General features: G+C 30.5%; 16 protein-coding genes. All 16 read left to right on the top strand.

Going from position 1 to position 17,647, the window contains the following annotated elements; translation table 11 throughout:
* Positions 1-173 precede the first annotated feature (173 nt).
* The 16 genes from BUA21_RS11245 (at position 174) to BUA21_RS11170 (ending at position 17,418) form a co-directional block, all read left to right on the top strand.
* Positions 174-761, top strand: coding sequence for a TetR/AcrR family transcriptional regulator (locus BUA21_RS11245; RefSeq protein ID WP_072744934.1), 588 nt, complete (start codon positions 174-176; stop codon positions 759-761).
* Positions 762-772: 11 nt separating this feature from the next.
* A complete protein-coding gene (locus BUA21_RS11240) occupies positions 773-2,881 on the top strand; it encodes an efflux RND transporter permease subunit (RefSeq protein ID WP_072744933.1) in 2,109 nt (702 codons plus the stop codon).
* The gene (locus tag BUA21_RS11235; RefSeq protein ID WP_072744932.1) at positions 2,868-5,051 is read left to right on the top strand and encodes a methyl-accepting chemotaxis protein; all 2,184 of its coding nucleotides are present in this window, start codon (positions 2,868-2,870) and stop codon (positions 5,049-5,051) included. Before BUA21_RS11240 ends, BUA21_RS11235 begins: the two co-directional genes overlap by 14 nt.
* A gap of 144 nt (positions 5,052-5,195) precedes the next feature.
* Complete coding sequence (locus BUA21_RS11230; protein ID WP_072744931.1) at positions 5,196-5,501, top strand: VIT1/CCC1 transporter family protein; 306 nt, start codon at positions 5,196-5,198, stop codon at positions 5,499-5,501.
* 187 nt (positions 5,502-5,688) lie between these two features.
* Positions 5,689-6,492, top strand: coding sequence for a divergent polysaccharide deacetylase family protein (locus BUA21_RS11225; protein ID WP_072744930.1), 804 nt, complete (start codon positions 5,689-5,691; stop codon positions 6,490-6,492).
* Positions 6,493-6,693: 201 nt separating this feature from the next.
* Positions 6,694-6,861: a zinc-ribbon domain-containing protein gene (locus BUA21_RS11220; protein ID WP_072744929.1), complete on the top strand. Its 168-nt coding sequence runs from the start codon at positions 6,694-6,696 to the stop codon at positions 6,859-6,861.
* 152 nt (positions 6,862-7,013) lie between these two features.
* A complete protein-coding gene (locus BUA21_RS11215; RefSeq protein WP_072744928.1) occupies positions 7,014-9,239 on the top strand; it encodes an EAL domain-containing protein in 2,226 nt (741 codons plus the stop codon).
* An 86-nt stretch (positions 9,240-9,325) separates the two neighbouring features.
* On the top strand, positions 9,326-10,360 hold the full coding sequence (locus BUA21_RS11210; RefSeq protein ID WP_072744927.1) for a M42 family metallopeptidase: 1,035 nt from the start codon (positions 9,326-9,328) through the stop codon (positions 10,358-10,360).
* Positions 10,361-10,383: 23 nt separating this feature from the next.
* Positions 10,384-10,740 carry a hypothetical protein gene (locus BUA21_RS11205; protein WP_072744926.1) on the top strand — a complete coding sequence of 119 codons (357 nt, stop codon included), beginning with the start codon at positions 10,384-10,386 and terminating at the stop codon, positions 10,738-10,740.
* A gap of 56 nt (positions 10,741-10,796) precedes the next feature.
* Entirely contained in the window at positions 10,797-11,717 is a 921-nt protein-coding gene (locus BUA21_RS11200; RefSeq protein ID WP_072744925.1) for a TIGR01212 family radical SAM protein, read from the top strand.
* Between the two features lie 70 nt (positions 11,718-11,787).
* Positions 11,788-13,377, top strand: a complete 1,590-nt coding sequence (locus BUA21_RS11195) for a DEAD/DEAH box helicase (protein WP_072744924.1) — start codon at positions 11,788-11,790, stop codon at positions 13,375-13,377.
* Between the two features lie 111 nt (positions 13,378-13,488).
* Positions 13,489-14,826, top strand: coding sequence for a Na+/H+ antiporter NhaC family protein (locus BUA21_RS11190; protein ID WP_072744923.1), 1,338 nt, complete (start codon positions 13,489-13,491; stop codon positions 14,824-14,826).
* A 112-nt stretch (positions 14,827-14,938) separates the two neighbouring features.
* A complete protein-coding gene (locus BUA21_RS11185; protein ID WP_072744922.1) occupies positions 14,939-15,556 on the top strand; it encodes a hypothetical protein in 618 nt (205 codons plus the stop codon).
* Positions 15,557-15,641: 85 nt separating this feature from the next.
* Positions 15,642-16,103 carry a MarR family winged helix-turn-helix transcriptional regulator gene (locus tag BUA21_RS11180; RefSeq protein WP_072744921.1) on the top strand — a complete coding sequence of 154 codons (462 nt, stop codon included), beginning with the start codon at positions 15,642-15,644 and terminating at the stop codon, positions 16,101-16,103.
* A 22-nt stretch (positions 16,104-16,125) separates the two neighbouring features.
* Positions 16,126-16,800: a hypothetical protein gene (locus tag BUA21_RS11175; RefSeq protein WP_084604272.1), complete on the top strand. Its 675-nt coding sequence runs from the start codon at positions 16,126-16,128 to the stop codon at positions 16,798-16,800.
* Between the two features lie 84 nt (positions 16,801-16,884).
* Positions 16,885-17,418, top strand: coding sequence for a LysM peptidoglycan-binding domain-containing protein (locus tag BUA21_RS11170; RefSeq protein ID WP_072744920.1), 534 nt, complete (start codon positions 16,885-16,887; stop codon positions 17,416-17,418).
* The last annotated feature ends 229 nt before the right edge of the window (positions 17,419-17,647 follow it).

Genomic DNA, 17,647 nt, shown 5'->3' with positions numbered 1-17,647 from the left:
ACGGAATGAAATTTCATTCCGTTAATTTTTTTTAACAATTTTTGCAATGTAGATTATATCAATGGCCTATGCCAAAAAAATAATAAAAAAATTCTCATAAAAAGTTGACTAATGGTCATTATAAGGGTATAATATCTTTTGTACTGACCGATGGTCATATTTGGAGGTGAAATATGAAACACATGTCAAAGGTTGAAATAAATAAAAGGCAAAAGGAAGATTCTCTATATGCTGCTGCTTATGAATTATTTACCACACAGGGTATACATAATACGGCAATTAGCGATATAGTTAAAAAAGCAGGAGTGGCAAAAGGAACTTTCTATCTATACTTCAAAGACAAATATGACGTACTTGACAAGATAATTTTAGATAAAAGTTCTGAAATACTTGTTGAAGCTATTGAAAATACCAATATAAAGGAATTCGATAGTTTTGAAGAAAAGTTATTGTATTTTATAGATTCCATAATAGAGTATTTGAAAGAAAACAAACTACTACTTAAGCTTATTTATAAAAATCTTTCTTGGGGAGTGGTTAGAAAGGCTTATAAGGACTATAAAGGAATAAATGAGATCTACTATATGTTTGAGGAGGGTCTTAAGGACCATGATTTGAAAGAAGGTGATATTGAAAAAATTATATTCATTATTTTAGAATTGGTTGGGTCAGTTTGCTATAGTTGTATAGTATTGAGGGAACCTACAAATATAGATGAAATGAAACCAATATTATTTGAAATTATAAAGAAAATTATATAGGAGATGATTATATGAATAAATTTGGTTATTTCATAGCAAAGAATAGAGTGCTAGTGATAATAGTGGCCACACTCTTGTTGTTGCCATCATTTTATGGGATGGCAAAGACTAGAATAAACTATGATATATTGACTTATTTACCTGAAAAATTGGATTCAGTAAAAGGTCAAAGAATATTAAGTGATGATTTTAAAAACTCTGGTCTTAGTTTTTTAATTGTAGAAAATATGGAGTCTAAAGATGTTGCAAAATTAAAAGAAAAGATTACAAATGTAGAGGGTGTTGAAAAGGTAATTTGGGTAGATGATTTTGTGGATACTGGAATACCTGAAGAGATACTTCCAAAGGATTTAAAAGATGCTTTTTATAGAGAAAACTCTACACTTATGATGATTCAATTTAGTGATAAAGTTTCTTCAGATACTACTCAAGAGGCTGTAGTGGGTATAAGAAAATTGTTGAACAAACAATGTTTTTTAAGCGGTACAGCTTCAGCGATGAGAGATACTATAGATATAGCAGATAAACAAACTCCAATATATGTATTTATGGCTGTAATATTTGCAATTGTAGTGTTGGCTTTAACTCTTGAATCAACATTTATTCCTTTTATTATACTTTTAAGTATGGCTTATGCCATAATGTACAACTTTGGAACCAATATATTTTTTGGAGAGATTTCCTATGTAACTAAATCCTTAGCTGCAGTATTGCAACTTGGAGTTACAATGGACTATTCAATATTCCTTCTTCATAGGTATGATGAAGAAAGCGAAAAACTAGATGATAAAAACCAAGCTATGGCAAATGCAATCCAAAAAACTGCTGCTTCAATTGTTGGAAGTTCACTTACTACAATTGCAGGTTTCTTGGCTATATGTTTTATGGAATTGACTATAGGCAAGGATATAGGAATCGTAATGGCAAAGGGAGTGCTATTAGGGCTTATTTCTGTAATAACTACATTGCCAGCTTTCATGTTGTTGTTTGATAAGTTAATTCATAGATTTAGTCACAAGACAATATTGCCTGAATTTGATGGATTAGCTAAATTGGTTACAAAACACTACAAAGCTTTCATAGTTATAGCAATACTTATATTCTTGCCAGCATTTTATGGGCAAAGTCACAATGAAGTCTACTACAATATAGACGAATCATTGCCAGATGATATAGAATCAGTAATTGCTTTTAGAAAGTTAAAAAATGAATACAATATGATAACTACTCATATGGTTTTAGTTTCTGAAGAAGTACCCAATTTTGAAATGAAACAGATGATAGATGAAATTGAGAAACTCGATGGTGTAGAAAGAGCTGTAAGTTATGAAAAATTTGTAGGACCTAGTGTCCCAGAAACTTTCATACCACAAGAGGTAAAGGATAAATTTCAACAGAGTGGATATAAATTGATACTTGTAAACTCGAACTTTAAAGCAGCAACAGATGAAGAAAATGCTCAAATAGATGCAATAAGTGCTATTGTAAAAAAGTATGATGACAAAGCTATATTGACTGGAGAAGGAGTACTTACAAAAGATTTGATAAAGATTACAGATACAGATTTTAAAAAAGTAAATATAATATCTACTCTAGCTATATTTGTTATTGTAATGTTTGTGTTTACATCAATATCAATACCAATTTTCTTAATATTGGTTATTGAATTGGCAATATTTATAAATATGTGCGTACCATTTTATGCAGGAAATTCAATACCTTTTATAGCCTCAATAATTATAGGTTCTATACAGTTAGGAGCAACGGTTGACTATGCGATTCTTTTGACTACAAGATTTAGAGAAGAGATAAGAAATGGTCATGACAAATTTGAAGCTATGGAAATAGCTGTAAGAGAATCAGCAAAATCAATAGTTACAAGTGGATTTACTTTTTTTGCAGCAACTGTTGGAGTAGGTGTTATATCGAAGATAGAAATCATTAAATCTATGAGTGTCATGATAGCAAGAGGAGCATTAGTAAGTACTGGTGTTATACTATTTATACTACCAGGAGTATTGCTTGCCTTTGAAGGATTTATTAAAGCGACTTCAAAAAACTGGAACAAAAGTATTGTTGACAAAATAAAGGGAGGAAAGATTATATATGAAAACAAATAGAAAACTTATGAGAGCATTGAGTTTATTGTTAGTTTTGATGATGGTAATGTCAACTGCAGCATTTGCTGAAGGAGTTGTAAGTAAAGACGAAACAGTTTTTGTGAATTTGGATCCAGAGGGAGCTCCTGTTGAAAAAATATCAAGTATATGGTTACATTCTGATTCATCTCTTGGGAAAATTGAGGATAAGACTTCATTAAAAGATATAAAAAATGTAAAAGGTGATGAAGTACCAGAAATAAAAGAAGACAATATTACTTGGAATACAGATAAAAAGGATATATTTTATCAAGGAATTACAGATAAAGAATTGCCAGTAGAACTTAGAATTCAATATTATTTAGATGGTAAAAGAATGGATCCAAAAGATATGTTGGGAAAATCGGGAAAGGTTAAAATAAATGTTTCCGTAGTTAACAAAGATAGTCATATTATTAAATTAGATAGTGGAAAAGAAAAAGATGTGTATACACCATTTAGTAGTGTTGTAGTTATGAATTTGCCAATAGATATATTTAGCAATGTGAAAATAAATAGTGGGAAGCTTGTTTCAGATGGCAACAATCAAATAGTAACTTATGTTGCACTTCCTGGATTAAAGCAAAGTTTAGATTTAGATACAAATATTATAGATATTCCAGAGACTTTAGTTGTTACAGCAGATGTGGAAGAATTTGAAATGGGTTCAGTGATTTTAACTGTAACTTCTGAATTGCCAGAAGTTAACGATTTTGAAAATGCAGGAGATTTTGATGAATTGATCGATGGAATTGAAAAGATAAAGGATGCTAGTGAAAAATTAAGTGATGCTACTGGAAAGTTATATGAAGGTCAAACTACATTAAATAATGGTATAAATGAATTTGTAAATGGTGTGGATAAGGTAAATGTAGGAGCCAATGTATTAAAAGATGGCTCAGCTAAATTAAAGGATGGAGTGAATGCTTCTTATGAAGGAAGCAAAGAAATTAACAATGGAGTTAAGGCACTAAATGATGGTGCAAACAAATTAGGGCAAGGATTTACTGGATTAGGTCAAGGTTCTATGGAATTTAGTTCAAAAGCTCAAGAGTTTTCAAAAGGTGCTGAACAGGTAGCCAATGGAGTGAGCCAAATTCCTGAAAAAACTCAAATGATGAGCGGTGGCATGAATGAGTTAGTTCAAGGAACAGAAAAGATACAAAATGGGCAAGAACAGTTGACTGAAGGATTGAAGAACAGTTTAGATGCTATTGAGCAAATAAAGAAAGGCAAAGAAAAAGAATTAGGAGTCGTAAATGCGTTGTTAAAAGGTGTTGAAGGATTAGAAGCTGCAGCAAATGGACTTGCAAAAGTACCAGGAGCTGATGGAATAGCAGCTAAAATGCTTGAGGGATTTGGAAAACAAAAGATGGCGCTAGAAGGATTGCAACAGTCAAGTAATCAATTGATATCTGGATTAAATCAAGTAGAAGAAGGAATAAAACAAGCACAGATGGCTAGTTCACAACTTGGTGAAAATCTTGGGAAAGTAAATGAAGGACAAAAGAAAGTAGCGTATGGATTAGGCGAACTTGCTAAGGGAACTAGTGGATTAGAAGATGCATCAAAAAGATTAGTAGCTGGTAGTGAAGGACTTATGGCTGGAGCTAACCAATTGAATGAAGGTGCAAAACAAGCTAATGAAGGAGTTAAAGGATTTAGTGAAGGCTCTAATACGCTTGTACAAGGAACTGGAAAATTGACAAATGGATTAGGACAATTAAATGTAGGAGCTAATGATTTAAATAAAGGGGCAAATGAATTAGCGAATGGGACCAATCAACTTTCAACTGCTGGTGGAGCATTGAAAGAAGGTTCACAAAAATTGACTGATGGCTCAAAAGAATTAGATGAAGGAATGAAAAAATTCTATGAAGAAGGAATTCTTGAGATGAGCAATAAAGTTCAAGATAGTGATTTCAATATAGATGATATAATGGACACAAAAGATAAAATACTAGATTTATCAAATGATTATAAGAGTTTTACTGGAATAGCTGATGAAATGGATGGAAGCGTAAAATTTGTTATGAAAACTGAAGAGTTAAAAGTAGAAAAAGAAGAAGTAGAAGTAGAGACAAACAACAACAAGAAAAATGAAGGTGGATTCTTTAATTGGCTAAAGAATTTATTTAAAAAGGGAAATTAATAAATATTGACATCTTAGCTAATGCTGAGATGTCAATATTTATTAAAAAAAGTTTTTAGAAAATTCGCAATTATACCAAGAATGTGGTAATATATATATATAAACAATTTTATTATTTTGACAATATAAGAAGAGGGTGAGAATATGATAAAATTGAGAAAAAAGGAAGAGGTACTTAAAGAATATGTAAGTAGATATTCTGAATTGGATAATTTTTTTATGGAGGAGCTTTCAAAGGATTATGACAGATATGTAGAAATTTTAAAAGATTGCAATACTAAGGAAGAGTACTATGAAATATTTAGAAAAGAAATAAAAGCAAATGAACAGAGGTATAAAGACAATTCCATGATTAAAGGCGTGGAGGGTTCTACTTATGATCAGTTCATGGACATACTTGCACAATATGGATTGATTAAATTTTTTAGAGATAATATGCTAGATGAATAGTTAATGAAAAAGTGGGAATTTAATATTCCCACTTTTGCTTATAATATATATTTATAAATTAAATAGAATTAAATATAGAATTGCTGTTCTTATATCATATCTTATCCAAATATAAATGTAATAATATACTTTTTATTTTCATAATCATAAGTAGAATATAAAAGCAAAAATTGTGGAGGAGTAATTTATGTATATTCACTTCAATAAAAAGACATTGATGATTTTAATTGTTATACTTATTTTTATTGGATTGGGCTTATTTAATTTGTTTATTAAACCTAAAACTACTTGTACTAGTTCTTGTCCAAAAGCATATGTAGCATTGGTAATAGATGACTTGGGAAATCATGGGGATGGGATAGATGAACTTATGAAACTGGATATTCCAATAACTGTTGCAGTGATGCCTTTTTTGGAGTATACACAAGAAGATGCAAATAGAAGTCATGAAGCAGGATTTGAAGTCATATTGCATTTACCTATGGAACCTGAAAAAGGGCTTCTTAGCTGGCTTGGACCACGACCTATAACTTGCAATAAATCCAATGAAGAAGTTAGAGAGATTGTTGAAGATGGTCTTGAGGAAGTGAAATGGGCTAAAGGTATAAATAATCATATGGGTTCAAAGGTCATGAAGGATGAGAGAATTGTGACAGAGGTTTTAAAAATAGCCAAAGAAAAAGAGTTGTTTTTTTTAGATAGCAAGACGGGAGAATATTCTGTTGCAGAAGAAATAACATCGAATTTAGGTGTGGTATATTTTGCTAGAGATGTGTTTTTAGATAATTCTAAAAATATTGAAGATATAGAAGGTTCAATGGATAAGCTTGCTGACATAGCCTTTAATAGAGGATATTCAATTGGAATAGGTCATATAGGAGGGCAAGGAGGGAAAACAACTGTTGCTGCAATAAATAAAAAATCCAAGGAAATGAAGAAAAGAGGTATAGAGTTCATATATTTATCAGAACTAAAAAAATATTTCAAATAAGTATAAATCAATGTATAATTTTGCTCATTTTAGCAATATAATAATAAGTAAATATAGTTAAAATTTTTATTGCATATTGATTATAAAAATGATATGCTAATTATGAATTTAAAGATTTAAAAGATTAACAGCATTCCTCTTTTGGGAATCCCATGTGAATCTGTTTTAAATCTAAAATCAAGGTAAAGGAGGAATGTTGAAATGGCAGATAAGACTATTGTTTGCAAAGATTGTGGAAAAGAATTTATTTTTACTGAAGGTGAACAAGCTTTTTATAAAGAAAAAGGATTTGAAAATGAACCTCAAAGATGTCCAGATTGTAGAAAGAAGAGAAAAGAAAGAAATAACGATAGAAGATTTAGAAGATAGTTGTAGATTATAAACCTTATGAGAGGAAATTCTCATAAGGTTTTATTTTTTAGACAAATATTTTATTAAAATGTCTTTATTAGGAGGAAATAGTCAATTTATGTAGAATAAACATATATACATGTATTAAATTGAAAGGAAGGATGATTGTCATGAAATGTAAAAGGAGCAGGTCTATAGTTTCAGTTTTATTCATTTCAATTATATTTATAATGACTTGTAAACCTGTTTTTGCAGAAGAAATAAAGGTTCTTCGAGTAGCAGGAGACAACAATCACCCTCCTTATGAATTTGTAGATGAAAAAGGAAATTATAAAGGTTTCAATATAGATATCATGAGAGCTATAGCTATTGAAGAGGGAATAGAAATAGAAATAATTCCCATGCCTTGGAATCAAGCAATGTATTCGCTTGGAGCTGAAAAAGTAGATGCTATCCAAGGCATGTCTAAAACACCAACAAGGGAGAGCAAATTTTTATTTACAGTTCCTGTAGTCAAAAATTCACAAGCTATATTTGTGCTTAAAAATACAAATTATATTTCAGGGATAGAGGATTTAAACGGAATCAAGGTAGCTTTTCAAAAAAGTGACATAAATGAAGAATTATTAAATGAGATTTCTGAAGTTATTTTAAGGCCTAAAGACAATCAAAAAGATGGGATGGAAGCCTTGTTAAATGGGGAAGTAGAAGCTTTTCTAGGAAATAGACAGACGGGACTGTATTATTTACAGAAAATGAAAAAGGCTGATATGGTCAAAATAGTTGGAGAACCAATGGGAGAAGTAGAATATGGACCTGTGACTACTAAAGACAAGCAAGAGGTTGCAGATATATTGAATAGAGGTATAAAAGAAATAAAAAGGAATGGAACCTATGATAAAATATATCAAAAATGGTTTGGGGAAGAATACTATGGAAAGAAAGATCTATTTAAAGTGTATAAAAAACAAATAGTGGTTATAGTTTTTGTTATATTGCTGGTGTTTTTTATATTGTCGGGGTGGAACAAACAACTAGCAACGGAAGTTGAAAAGAGAACTAGTGAGTTAGAAGAGGCGAATAAAAATCTTATTTCTCATCAAGAACAAATATATAAATTGGCCTATTATGATGCAATAACTGATTTACCAAATAGATTATATTTGGCAAAAATTTTTACAGATACTTTAGAGGAAACTAAAAAAAAGGGAAATAAATTAGCAGTGCTTTATTTTGATATTGATAGATTTAAAGATATAAATGATACATTAGGTCATGATACTGGAGACCATATATTAAATTTAGTAGGTAAAAGGATAGAAAATATAATTAAAGATGGAGATATATTAGCTAGATTTGGAGGGGATGAATTTCTCATACTCATGAAAGATATAGAAGATGAGAACGAAGTAGTAGAATTTGCCAAACAAGTTTTAGATAAAATGAGTCAACCTTTTTTAATGAACAGATATAAACATTTCTTAACGGCTAGTGTAGGGGTCAGTATTTATCCAGAAGGGGGAAAAGATCTTACAACATTAGTTAAAAATGCAGATATGGCTATGTATAGGGCTAAAAAAGGTGGAGGAAATAATTTTTATGTTTACAACAAAGAATTGAGTGATATTGAGATAAACAAAGTAAAAACTATAAGTCAGTTAAGAAGAGCAGTAGAAAGAAATGAATTTGAATTGTATTATCAACCAAAAATTGATATGAATTTAGGAAAAGTTCATGGTATGGAAGCCTTAATTAGATGGAATAATCCTGATGAAGGACTTATAGGGCCAAATAAGTTCATACCTATAGCAGAAGAAATGGGACTTATACTACCTATAGGTGAATGGGTATTGAGAGAAGCATGTAGACAAAATAAGGAATGGCTGGATAAAGGGTATCAACCTATAAGGGTTTCAGTTAATATTTCTGGTATGCAATTTCAACAGAAAGATTTTGTTGATATTGTAAAAAATGTACTGGAAGATACGGGGATTGAATCTCAATATTTAGAACTTGAGATTACAGAAAGTATAGCAATGATTGATATAAAATACACTATTGAAGTTCTTAAAAAATTGAAAAGTTTAGGTGTATATATATCGATAGATGATTTTGGTACGGGTTATTCAAGTTTTAGCTATTTAAAAGAGATGAGTGTTGATGAATTGAAAATTGATAGAACTTTTATCATGGATGTAAACACTAATACTAAAAATATGTCAATAGTGAAAGCTATAATACATTTAGCTCATGAGTTAAATTTAGAGGTTACAGCTGAAGGAGCAGAAACAGAAGAACATATACAGTTTTTAAAGGAAAACAATTGTGACAAGGTCCAAGGATATTATTATAGCAAGCCTGTCTCATCAGAAGAATTTGAAAAATTTCTTAAATAATATTTCTACAAATTAAATATTTAACGAATATTTGGTATAATAAATATATAATAAAATATTTTCTACATACATGAGGAGGAAAGGACATGGAAATAAATACAGAATTTATTTTGAAAGCTATGAAAAAGTATCTTCAAATTCCTAGTCCGGGAGGATATACAAGAGAGGCTATATTAGAGGTAAAAAAAGATTTTGAAAAGTTTAAAGTAAAAACAAAATTGACAAACAAAGGAGCCTTGATTGGTACATTAAAAGGAGAAAATGATGAGAAACATGTAATGATTACAGCACATATTGATACATTAGGTTGTATGGTTAATGATATCACTAGTGATGGCAAATTGAAGTACAAAAAAGTTGGAGGAAGTAGTTGGAGTTCGATTGAAGGAGAGAATTGTTACATAATCACCAGAAAAGGTAAAAAAATTCGTGGGTCTATTATTCCTACAATGGCTTCTGCTCATATATATGGCGAGGCTAAAAATGATCCTAGAAGCGAGGAAAGTATGAGGGTTAGAATTGATGAGATTGTTGCTTCTAAAGAAGATGTACTAGATTTAGGAATCAACATTGGAGATTTTATTTGTATGGATACTAGAACAGAAATAACAGATTCAGGATTTGTCAAATCTAGATATTTAGATGATAAATTGGCTGTTGCAATATTAGTTGAAATTGCTAGATATTTCAGTGAAAACAAATTAAAGCCTAAGTATACAACACATTTTTTCATTAGCAATTATGAAGAGATAGGTCATGGAGTAGCAGGAGAACCTGAAAAAGTAGCAGAGATGATAGCTGTGGATATAGGAATTGTAGGAGAAGGACAACATTCAGATGAATATAGTGTCAGCATTGCAGCTATGGATAGGAGAAGCCCTTACAATTTTGAATTTAGGAATAAACTTGTGGATATAGCTGAAGAAAACAATATTAGATATAAAGTAGATCTATATAATTTTTATAGTTCAGATTCTACTCATGTTGCTGGTCAAGGAAAAGATATAAATTTTGCTAGCTTAGGCCCCGCAGTAGATGCTTCTCATCATTATGAAAGGACTCATATATCATCTATAAATAATACTACTGAACTTTTAATAAAGTATTTGTTATGTGATTAGATGAAATAAAAGGAGGGAAAATAATGAGGAAAAAAGAAGTAACTGTCAAGTATAAAGTTTATTTAGTGGCTTATAAAAATCTAGATGAAAATGTAGTAGATATTTTGACAAAGTACTCTGTATATCATGTAGATAATAAAGATGATTTGAAAGTTTTAAATGAACATGTAAGTTCAGGAAGAACATTTAGTCTTAACGAGAGAATATACATCTATTTGGAATCTTTTGAAGAAAAAATTCGTGAAAAATTAAATGAAGATTATGTACTAGATATAATTGAAATGCCTAAATCTTATGGTGCTACAAGAGAAGATATGTTGATTGAATTTGATATTCAATTTGGTGATGATATAATTGTAGTTGATACTATGGAAATTTAACTAGAACAAGTCAGGGGTTGCCCCTGACTTATTAATTTGTTGAAAGGTGATAAATTGTGTGGAAAGATAAAAGGTACCACTCATTAGATTATGAATTGAGAAAGGTATTTGGTAGAAAGACCATAAAGCTTTCCCTTGACGGTGGATTTACTTGCCCTAATAGAGATGGTACAGTAGGGAATAGGGGATGTATATTTTGCGGTGAAGAAGGTTCAGGAGAATTTGCTGCCGAAAGATGCTTATCTATTAGTGAACAGATTGGAAATCAAAAAGAGTTTTTATCAAAGAAATGGCCTGAAGGAAAGTATATAGCTTACTTTCAAAATTTCACCAATACTTATTCTACATGCGAAGACTTAAGACAAAAATACGAAGAGGCTATTTCATTAGATGATGTATCAGGTCTTTCAATAGCTACTAGACCAGATTGCTTGAATTTAGATATATTGGATTTGCTTGAAGAATTTAATATGAAAACTTTTTTGTGGGTTGAACTGGGGCTTCAAACTATTCATGAAGATACAGCTAAATTTATAAGAAGAGGATATGACTTGTCAGTATATGAAAATGCAGTGAGAGAACTAAAAAAGAGAAATATACGAGTTGTTACTCATCTTATATTTGGACTTCCAAAAGAATCTACAAAAGATATTCTTGACTCTGTAAGATATGTGGCCAAAACTAATACTTGGGGAGTTAAGTTTCATCTTTTATATGTACAAAAAGGCACGGATTTGTATGAATACTACAAAAAAAATCCTTTTCATATCTTGTCCAAGGATGAGTATATAAATCTCGTCTGTGATGCTATTGAACTCTTGCCAGAAAATATGGTCATTCATCGCCTTACGGGAGATGGGAAAAAGGAACTTTTGGTAGAACCACGTTGGAGCCTTGATAAGTTAAGGGTACTGTCAGGCATAGATATGGAATTGAAAAGACGTGATAGTTTTCAAGGAAAGAATTATAATATTTAAGTTGCATTTTTGGAACAATAAAGATATACTTAAAACGCTAATAAATTATGGAAGGAAGATTTAAATTTATATGAAAAAATTAAAATTTGAAGACATGGAGTTTTCACAGGAGATAAAAAAAGCTGTTTCAGATATGGGATTTGAAGAAGCGTCTCCTATTCAATCACAAGCTATACCATATATACTTGAAGGTAAAGATGTAATAGGTCAAGCTCAAACGGGAACAGGAAAAACTGCAGCTTTTGGTGTACCTATTTTAGAAATGTGTGACGAGGAGAACAGACAACTGCAAGCAATTGTACTGTGTCCTACTAGAGAACTATGCATACAAGTGGCAGAAGAAATAAGTAAATTGGCAAAATACAAAAAAAACGTATATATATTGCCTGTATATGGTGGGCAACCAATTGAAAGACAGATAAAAGCGCTGAAAAAGGGAGTACAAATTGTCATCGGAACACCAGGAAGAGTTATAGATCATTTAAATAGGCATACTTTGAAACCTGGAAATATAAATATGGTAGTTCTTGATGAAGCAGATGAAATGTTTGATATGGGATTTAGAGATGATATTGAACTTATACTAGGTAAAATGCCTGAGGATAGACAAACTGTATTTTTCTCAGCAACAATGCCACAAGAAATAATGAGTTTTGCAAAAAAATTTCAAAAAAACCCTGAGATCATAAAAGTGGTTCATAAGGAACTTACAGTACCTAAGGTAGAACAATATTATTTTGAGTTAAAGCCAAATATGAAAACAGAGATATTATGTAGGCTTATAGATATATATAACCCAAAGCTTTCTCTTGTTTTTTGCAATACAAAGAGAAAAGTAGATGAACTTGTATTGGAACTTCAAGGAAGAGGATATTTTGCAGATGGACTTCATGGAGATTTAAAACAAACTCAAAGGGATAAGGTCATGTCTACATTTAGAAGTGGAAATATAGACATTCTTGTTGCAACAGATGTAGCAGCTAGAGGTATTGATGTAGATGATGTGGATATAGTATTTAATTATGATATTCCACAAGATGAAGAATACTATGTTCATAGAATAGGAAGAACTGCAAGGGCAGGAAGGGAAGGTACGGCTTTTAGTTTTGTAGTAGGTAGGGATATATATAAGTTAAAAGATATTCAAAAATATACAAAGACCAAGATAATGAGAAAAGATTTACCTACATTAGGTGATGTAGAGGAAAAGAAAATTGATATTCTATTGGATAAAATAAGACATGAACTAGATAATGAAGAAATTTCAAAGTATCAAAATATTATAGATACTTTGTTGGAGGAAGATTACAATTCTATAGACATAGCTTCAGCAATACTTAAAATGTATATGGATGAAAACAAAAAGGATGGTCATGAGGATTTAGACTTAGATGCAGTAAATACTGGTGCAGAAGCTGGAATGGTAAGATTGTTTGTAAATATTGGAAGAAGAGAAAACATAAGCCCAAGACATATTGTTGGAGCAATAACAGGGGAAACAAGTCTTCCAAGAAAGAGTATAGGAAAAGTTGATATATATGATAAGTTTACGTTCGTAGAAGTTCCAAAGGAATATGTAAAAGAAGTTCTTGCGGGACTTAAAAACCACAAAATAAAGGGTAAAAAAATAAATATTGAAATAGCAAATCCAAGACATTAAAATTAGTGGTAAAAGTTCTTTTCTGAGAGAGTAGAAAAGAACTTTTTTATGTTATAATATTTGTGGTTTCATATCAATTCACTATAGTGGCAATCATAAGGGAGAGAAAATATGGATTTAATACTAGGATTTGTAATATCTTCTATTTTACTTATTTATTCTATTTATAGAGACATGTTCATAGGAATTCCTTTGACTATATGTTTTTTTATTTTTTGTTTTATTGCTTATAAAAGAGGATATTCTTTTAAAGAAATAATGAAAATGTCCTACGAAGGTGGAAAGAAATCTTTTATTGTGTCAGAAGTGCTAATACTCATTGGAATGATTACAGCATCATGGATGGCTTCTGGCACTGTTCAAGGCATGGTTTATTATGGTATAGAATTTATGAACCCAAGATATTTTGTGGTCTATGCTTTTATGATATGTACTGTAATTTCATTTATATTGGGAACAGCCTTTGGTACTGTAGGCACGGTAGGTCTTAGCCTTATGGTTATGGCTAAAAGCGGAGGTCTTAATTCAAATATAGCTGCAGGAGCTATTGTAGCAGGGGCATATTTTGGGGATAGATGTTCCCCTATGTCTTCCAGTGCTCACTTAATAGCTAATTTAACCGAGACTGATCTCTATGAGAATATAAAAAATATGTTTAAAACTGCAATTATTCCTTATGGAATTTCTTTATTTATATATATATTTATTTCTACTAAGTATCCTTTAAATTTTACACAAAATAAAATAAATGAAGAAATAATTAAAAATTTCAACATAAGTTTTTTGGTACTACTACCTGCAATTTTAATACTTGCATTGAGTGTATTTAAAGTAAATGTAAAAATATCTATGAGTTTGAGCATAGTTTTAGCCTTTTTTATAAGTTGTTTTTATCAGGGAATAAAAATTCAAGATTTTATGAAATATCTTTTCTTTGGATACAGTATTCCTAAAGAAATTTTTCTTTCCTCCATAATAAAAGGAGGAGGAGTTATATCTATGCTTAAAGCAATATTTATGACTTTTGTATCTTGTTCTCTTGCGGGATTATTGGATAGTGCAGGATTTTTGAAAGGTATTCATAGTTTGTTTGATGGAGTAAATTCGAGATGCAGGTTATTTATAGCTACCGCTATAATAAGTGTTTTAACAGCAGCTTTTGGGGGCAATCAATCAATAGCTATAGTTCTTACTATTCAAATAATGAAAGATTTTTATGACAAAATGGAGATAGATAAATACCAATTTGCTGTAAACATTGAAAATACAGCAGTTGTATTATCTCCCATGGTACCGTGGAATATATCTGGTGTTATACCTGCTATGACATTGGGTGTCAGTAGTCTTAAATATTTGCCCTATGCGTTTTACATTTATTTCATACCTATAATAAATATGATATTCATAAAAATTATTAGTAAAACTAGTAGAACTAAGAGTGTTTCTTAAATAAATATTGACATACTTTTGTAAACCCTTTGTAACTACTTTATTTATAAAGCTATATATAATTAAAATATAGAAATTGTGAAAAAGAAAGTAATGTATAGGGAGTGAGAGTATGAATAAGAAGAAGATATTCTTAATTTTAATGTGTATTTTAGTAGTTGCAGGGCTTTCGGGATGTGGCTCAAAGGCGAATACATCACAACAAAAAGAAACTGTGGTAGCATCTGAAATGGGAAAAGAAGCAAATCAAAATGTTGACAAAGATATTGAAGAAAAAGGAAAGAAAATTGCAATAAATGAGATAAAACATTATTTTGGAATAGATATAGATGATTCCTATGACTTGAAGGTAAATTATTTCGACTATGGGAATGATAGTAGATATTATCAATATCTATTTTGGAATGATTCCAATACTTTTGATATAAGAGTAGGAAAAGGTGAAGAAAAGGCATTTTATTTACAGCAGATGTTGCCAGAAAATCATGACGGCAAATTATTGGATGAAAAAGCAGCAGAAAAATTAAGCTTGAATTTCATCAATGAAAAATTAAAAGGTATAAAAGATGAATTAGCCCTTACTAATACAGAATATGAAGTCGAAAAAAATTCAAACAATATTGAATACTATGTATTTCAATACAATGAAAAAGACAACGAAAACAGTGGTGCATTCATAAAAGTCGACTGTTATAACAAATATGTAACTGAAATAACTCTATTTGATTAAAAAACCTTATTTAAATAAGGTTTTTTTCTTTACATTTCTTTATTTTAGTATTAAACTATAATTAGTTTGGATGCAAAATATTAGCATGCAAAGTAAATTGAGAGGTGGGATAAAAATTTCTAGTACAGACAAAGGCATAATCATTGCTTATCTTATAAAGGAAGTTTATTTTAAGTTAAACAATAGCATAAAAGCAAAGTTTGAAGATATTGGATTGACGGTTCCGCAGATTACAATCATGAGTATGCTGTATAAAAATGGAAGTATGAAAGTTAGTGATATAAGTGAAGAAATGTATATCACTAATGGGACAGTTTCTGGTATCATCGATAGATTAGAAAAACAAAAACTAGTTTCTAGAACTAGAAGTGAAAGAGACAGGAGGGTTGTCTATATAGCTCTTACAGAAGATGGGTACAATATTGCAAAAGGTTTTAAAAATGTCATTGATAATTATTTTCATGATTTGTTTTCCAATTCTTCAGAGGAAGAATTAGAAACTATAATTACAGGACTTCAAATACTAAAAAATATAGTAGATAGATAATAGAAAGGAGAATTTTTGAATTATGGAAATGAAAGATGTAATGGAAATAATATTTAATGTATTTTATTTGGTTGCCATATGGTATTTGGCTATTAAGATGTATAAAAATATAGATAGTTTAAATTCTAAGGATAGAAAAACAGGTAAATTGTTAGTTTTGGCTTTTCTTCTTCTTGCACTAGGAGATACTGGCCATGTTGGATTTAGAGTACTTGCATATTTAAAAGGAGGACTTACCCAAAATGCTTATCTCTTAGGTATGGGGAAGATGTTTACTTCCCTCACAGTGACTATATTTTATATGTTGTTGGTGGAAGTTTGGAGAGCTCGATTTGACAAAGAACATAATATTGTTACTATTATTTTGTTACTCTGTGGAATAGCAAGGCTTATAATACTATTTTTGCCGGGAAATCAATGGGGCAGTCAGATTGCACCTATGAATTTTGAAATGTATAGAAATATTCCTCTTATGGTATTAGGATTAGGAGCAGCTATACTTATATTTAAAGATTCAAAAGATTCAAGGGATAATACGTTCAGATGGTTTAGCATTATGATTTTTATATCCTATGCTTTCTATATTCCAGTAATATTATTTGCTAGATATAATCCAACCATAGGATTACTTATGATTCCAAAGACGGTTGCTTATTTAGCTGCTGCTTTTATAGGATATAATGGAATTTTTAAATAAACTTAATACAAAACCTTCATTAACACTTGAACCTATATTTGCATAATATATATTGAATTCAAATATAGGAAGGTGATTAAAATCATGAATGAGAATAGAACTCAGCAAGCGTGCCCATTGGGAAGTTTTCCTTATACCATAAAAGCTGGGGATACATTATATAATATAGCTATTGCAAATAGAACTACTGTAGGAGCTATAATGGCTATAAATCCAGGAATAAACCCAAATAATTTGCGAGTAGGTCAAATAATATGTGTTCCAACTGCAGCACCTCCAGTACCTTCATGTCCAGGCGGATTTTACTATACAATCAGACCTGGTGACACATTTTATAGAATAGCACTTCAATATAATATTTCTGTAGATGCATTGATAAGGGCAAATCCAGGAGTAGATCCAAATAGACTTCAAATAGGCCAAGTAATTTGCATCCCTATGGCAGCACCTCCAACTCCATCATGCCCAGGGGGATTTTACTATACTATAAGAAGTGGAGATACATTATATTTGATAGCTCAACGATACAATATTCCACTACAACAATTAATAGCAGCAAATCCAGGGATAGATCCAAACAGACTTCAGATAGGTCAAGTAATTTGTATACCAAGATGAGCATAAAATAAAGATCAAAATAGACATATTTCTTAGAGAATATGTCTATTTTTTTAACACTTAAATACCTATATGCATAAAATATATTGAAGTAAATATATAAAGAAAGGTGGTTAGTATATTGGAGAATTATGAAAAGCAAAAAAGTTGCCCAACGGGGACATTTCCTTATACCATAAAGGCTGGAGATACTTTCTATAAATTATCCATAAGATTTAATGTACCGCTA

The sequence above is a fragment of the Sporanaerobacter acetigenes DSM 13106 genome (assembly GCF_900130025.1).
Lineage (GTDB): Bacteria > Bacillota > Clostridia > Tissierellales > Sporanaerobacteraceae > Sporanaerobacter > Sporanaerobacter acetigenes.
This window is presented reverse-complemented; position numbering and strand designations above follow the sequence as displayed.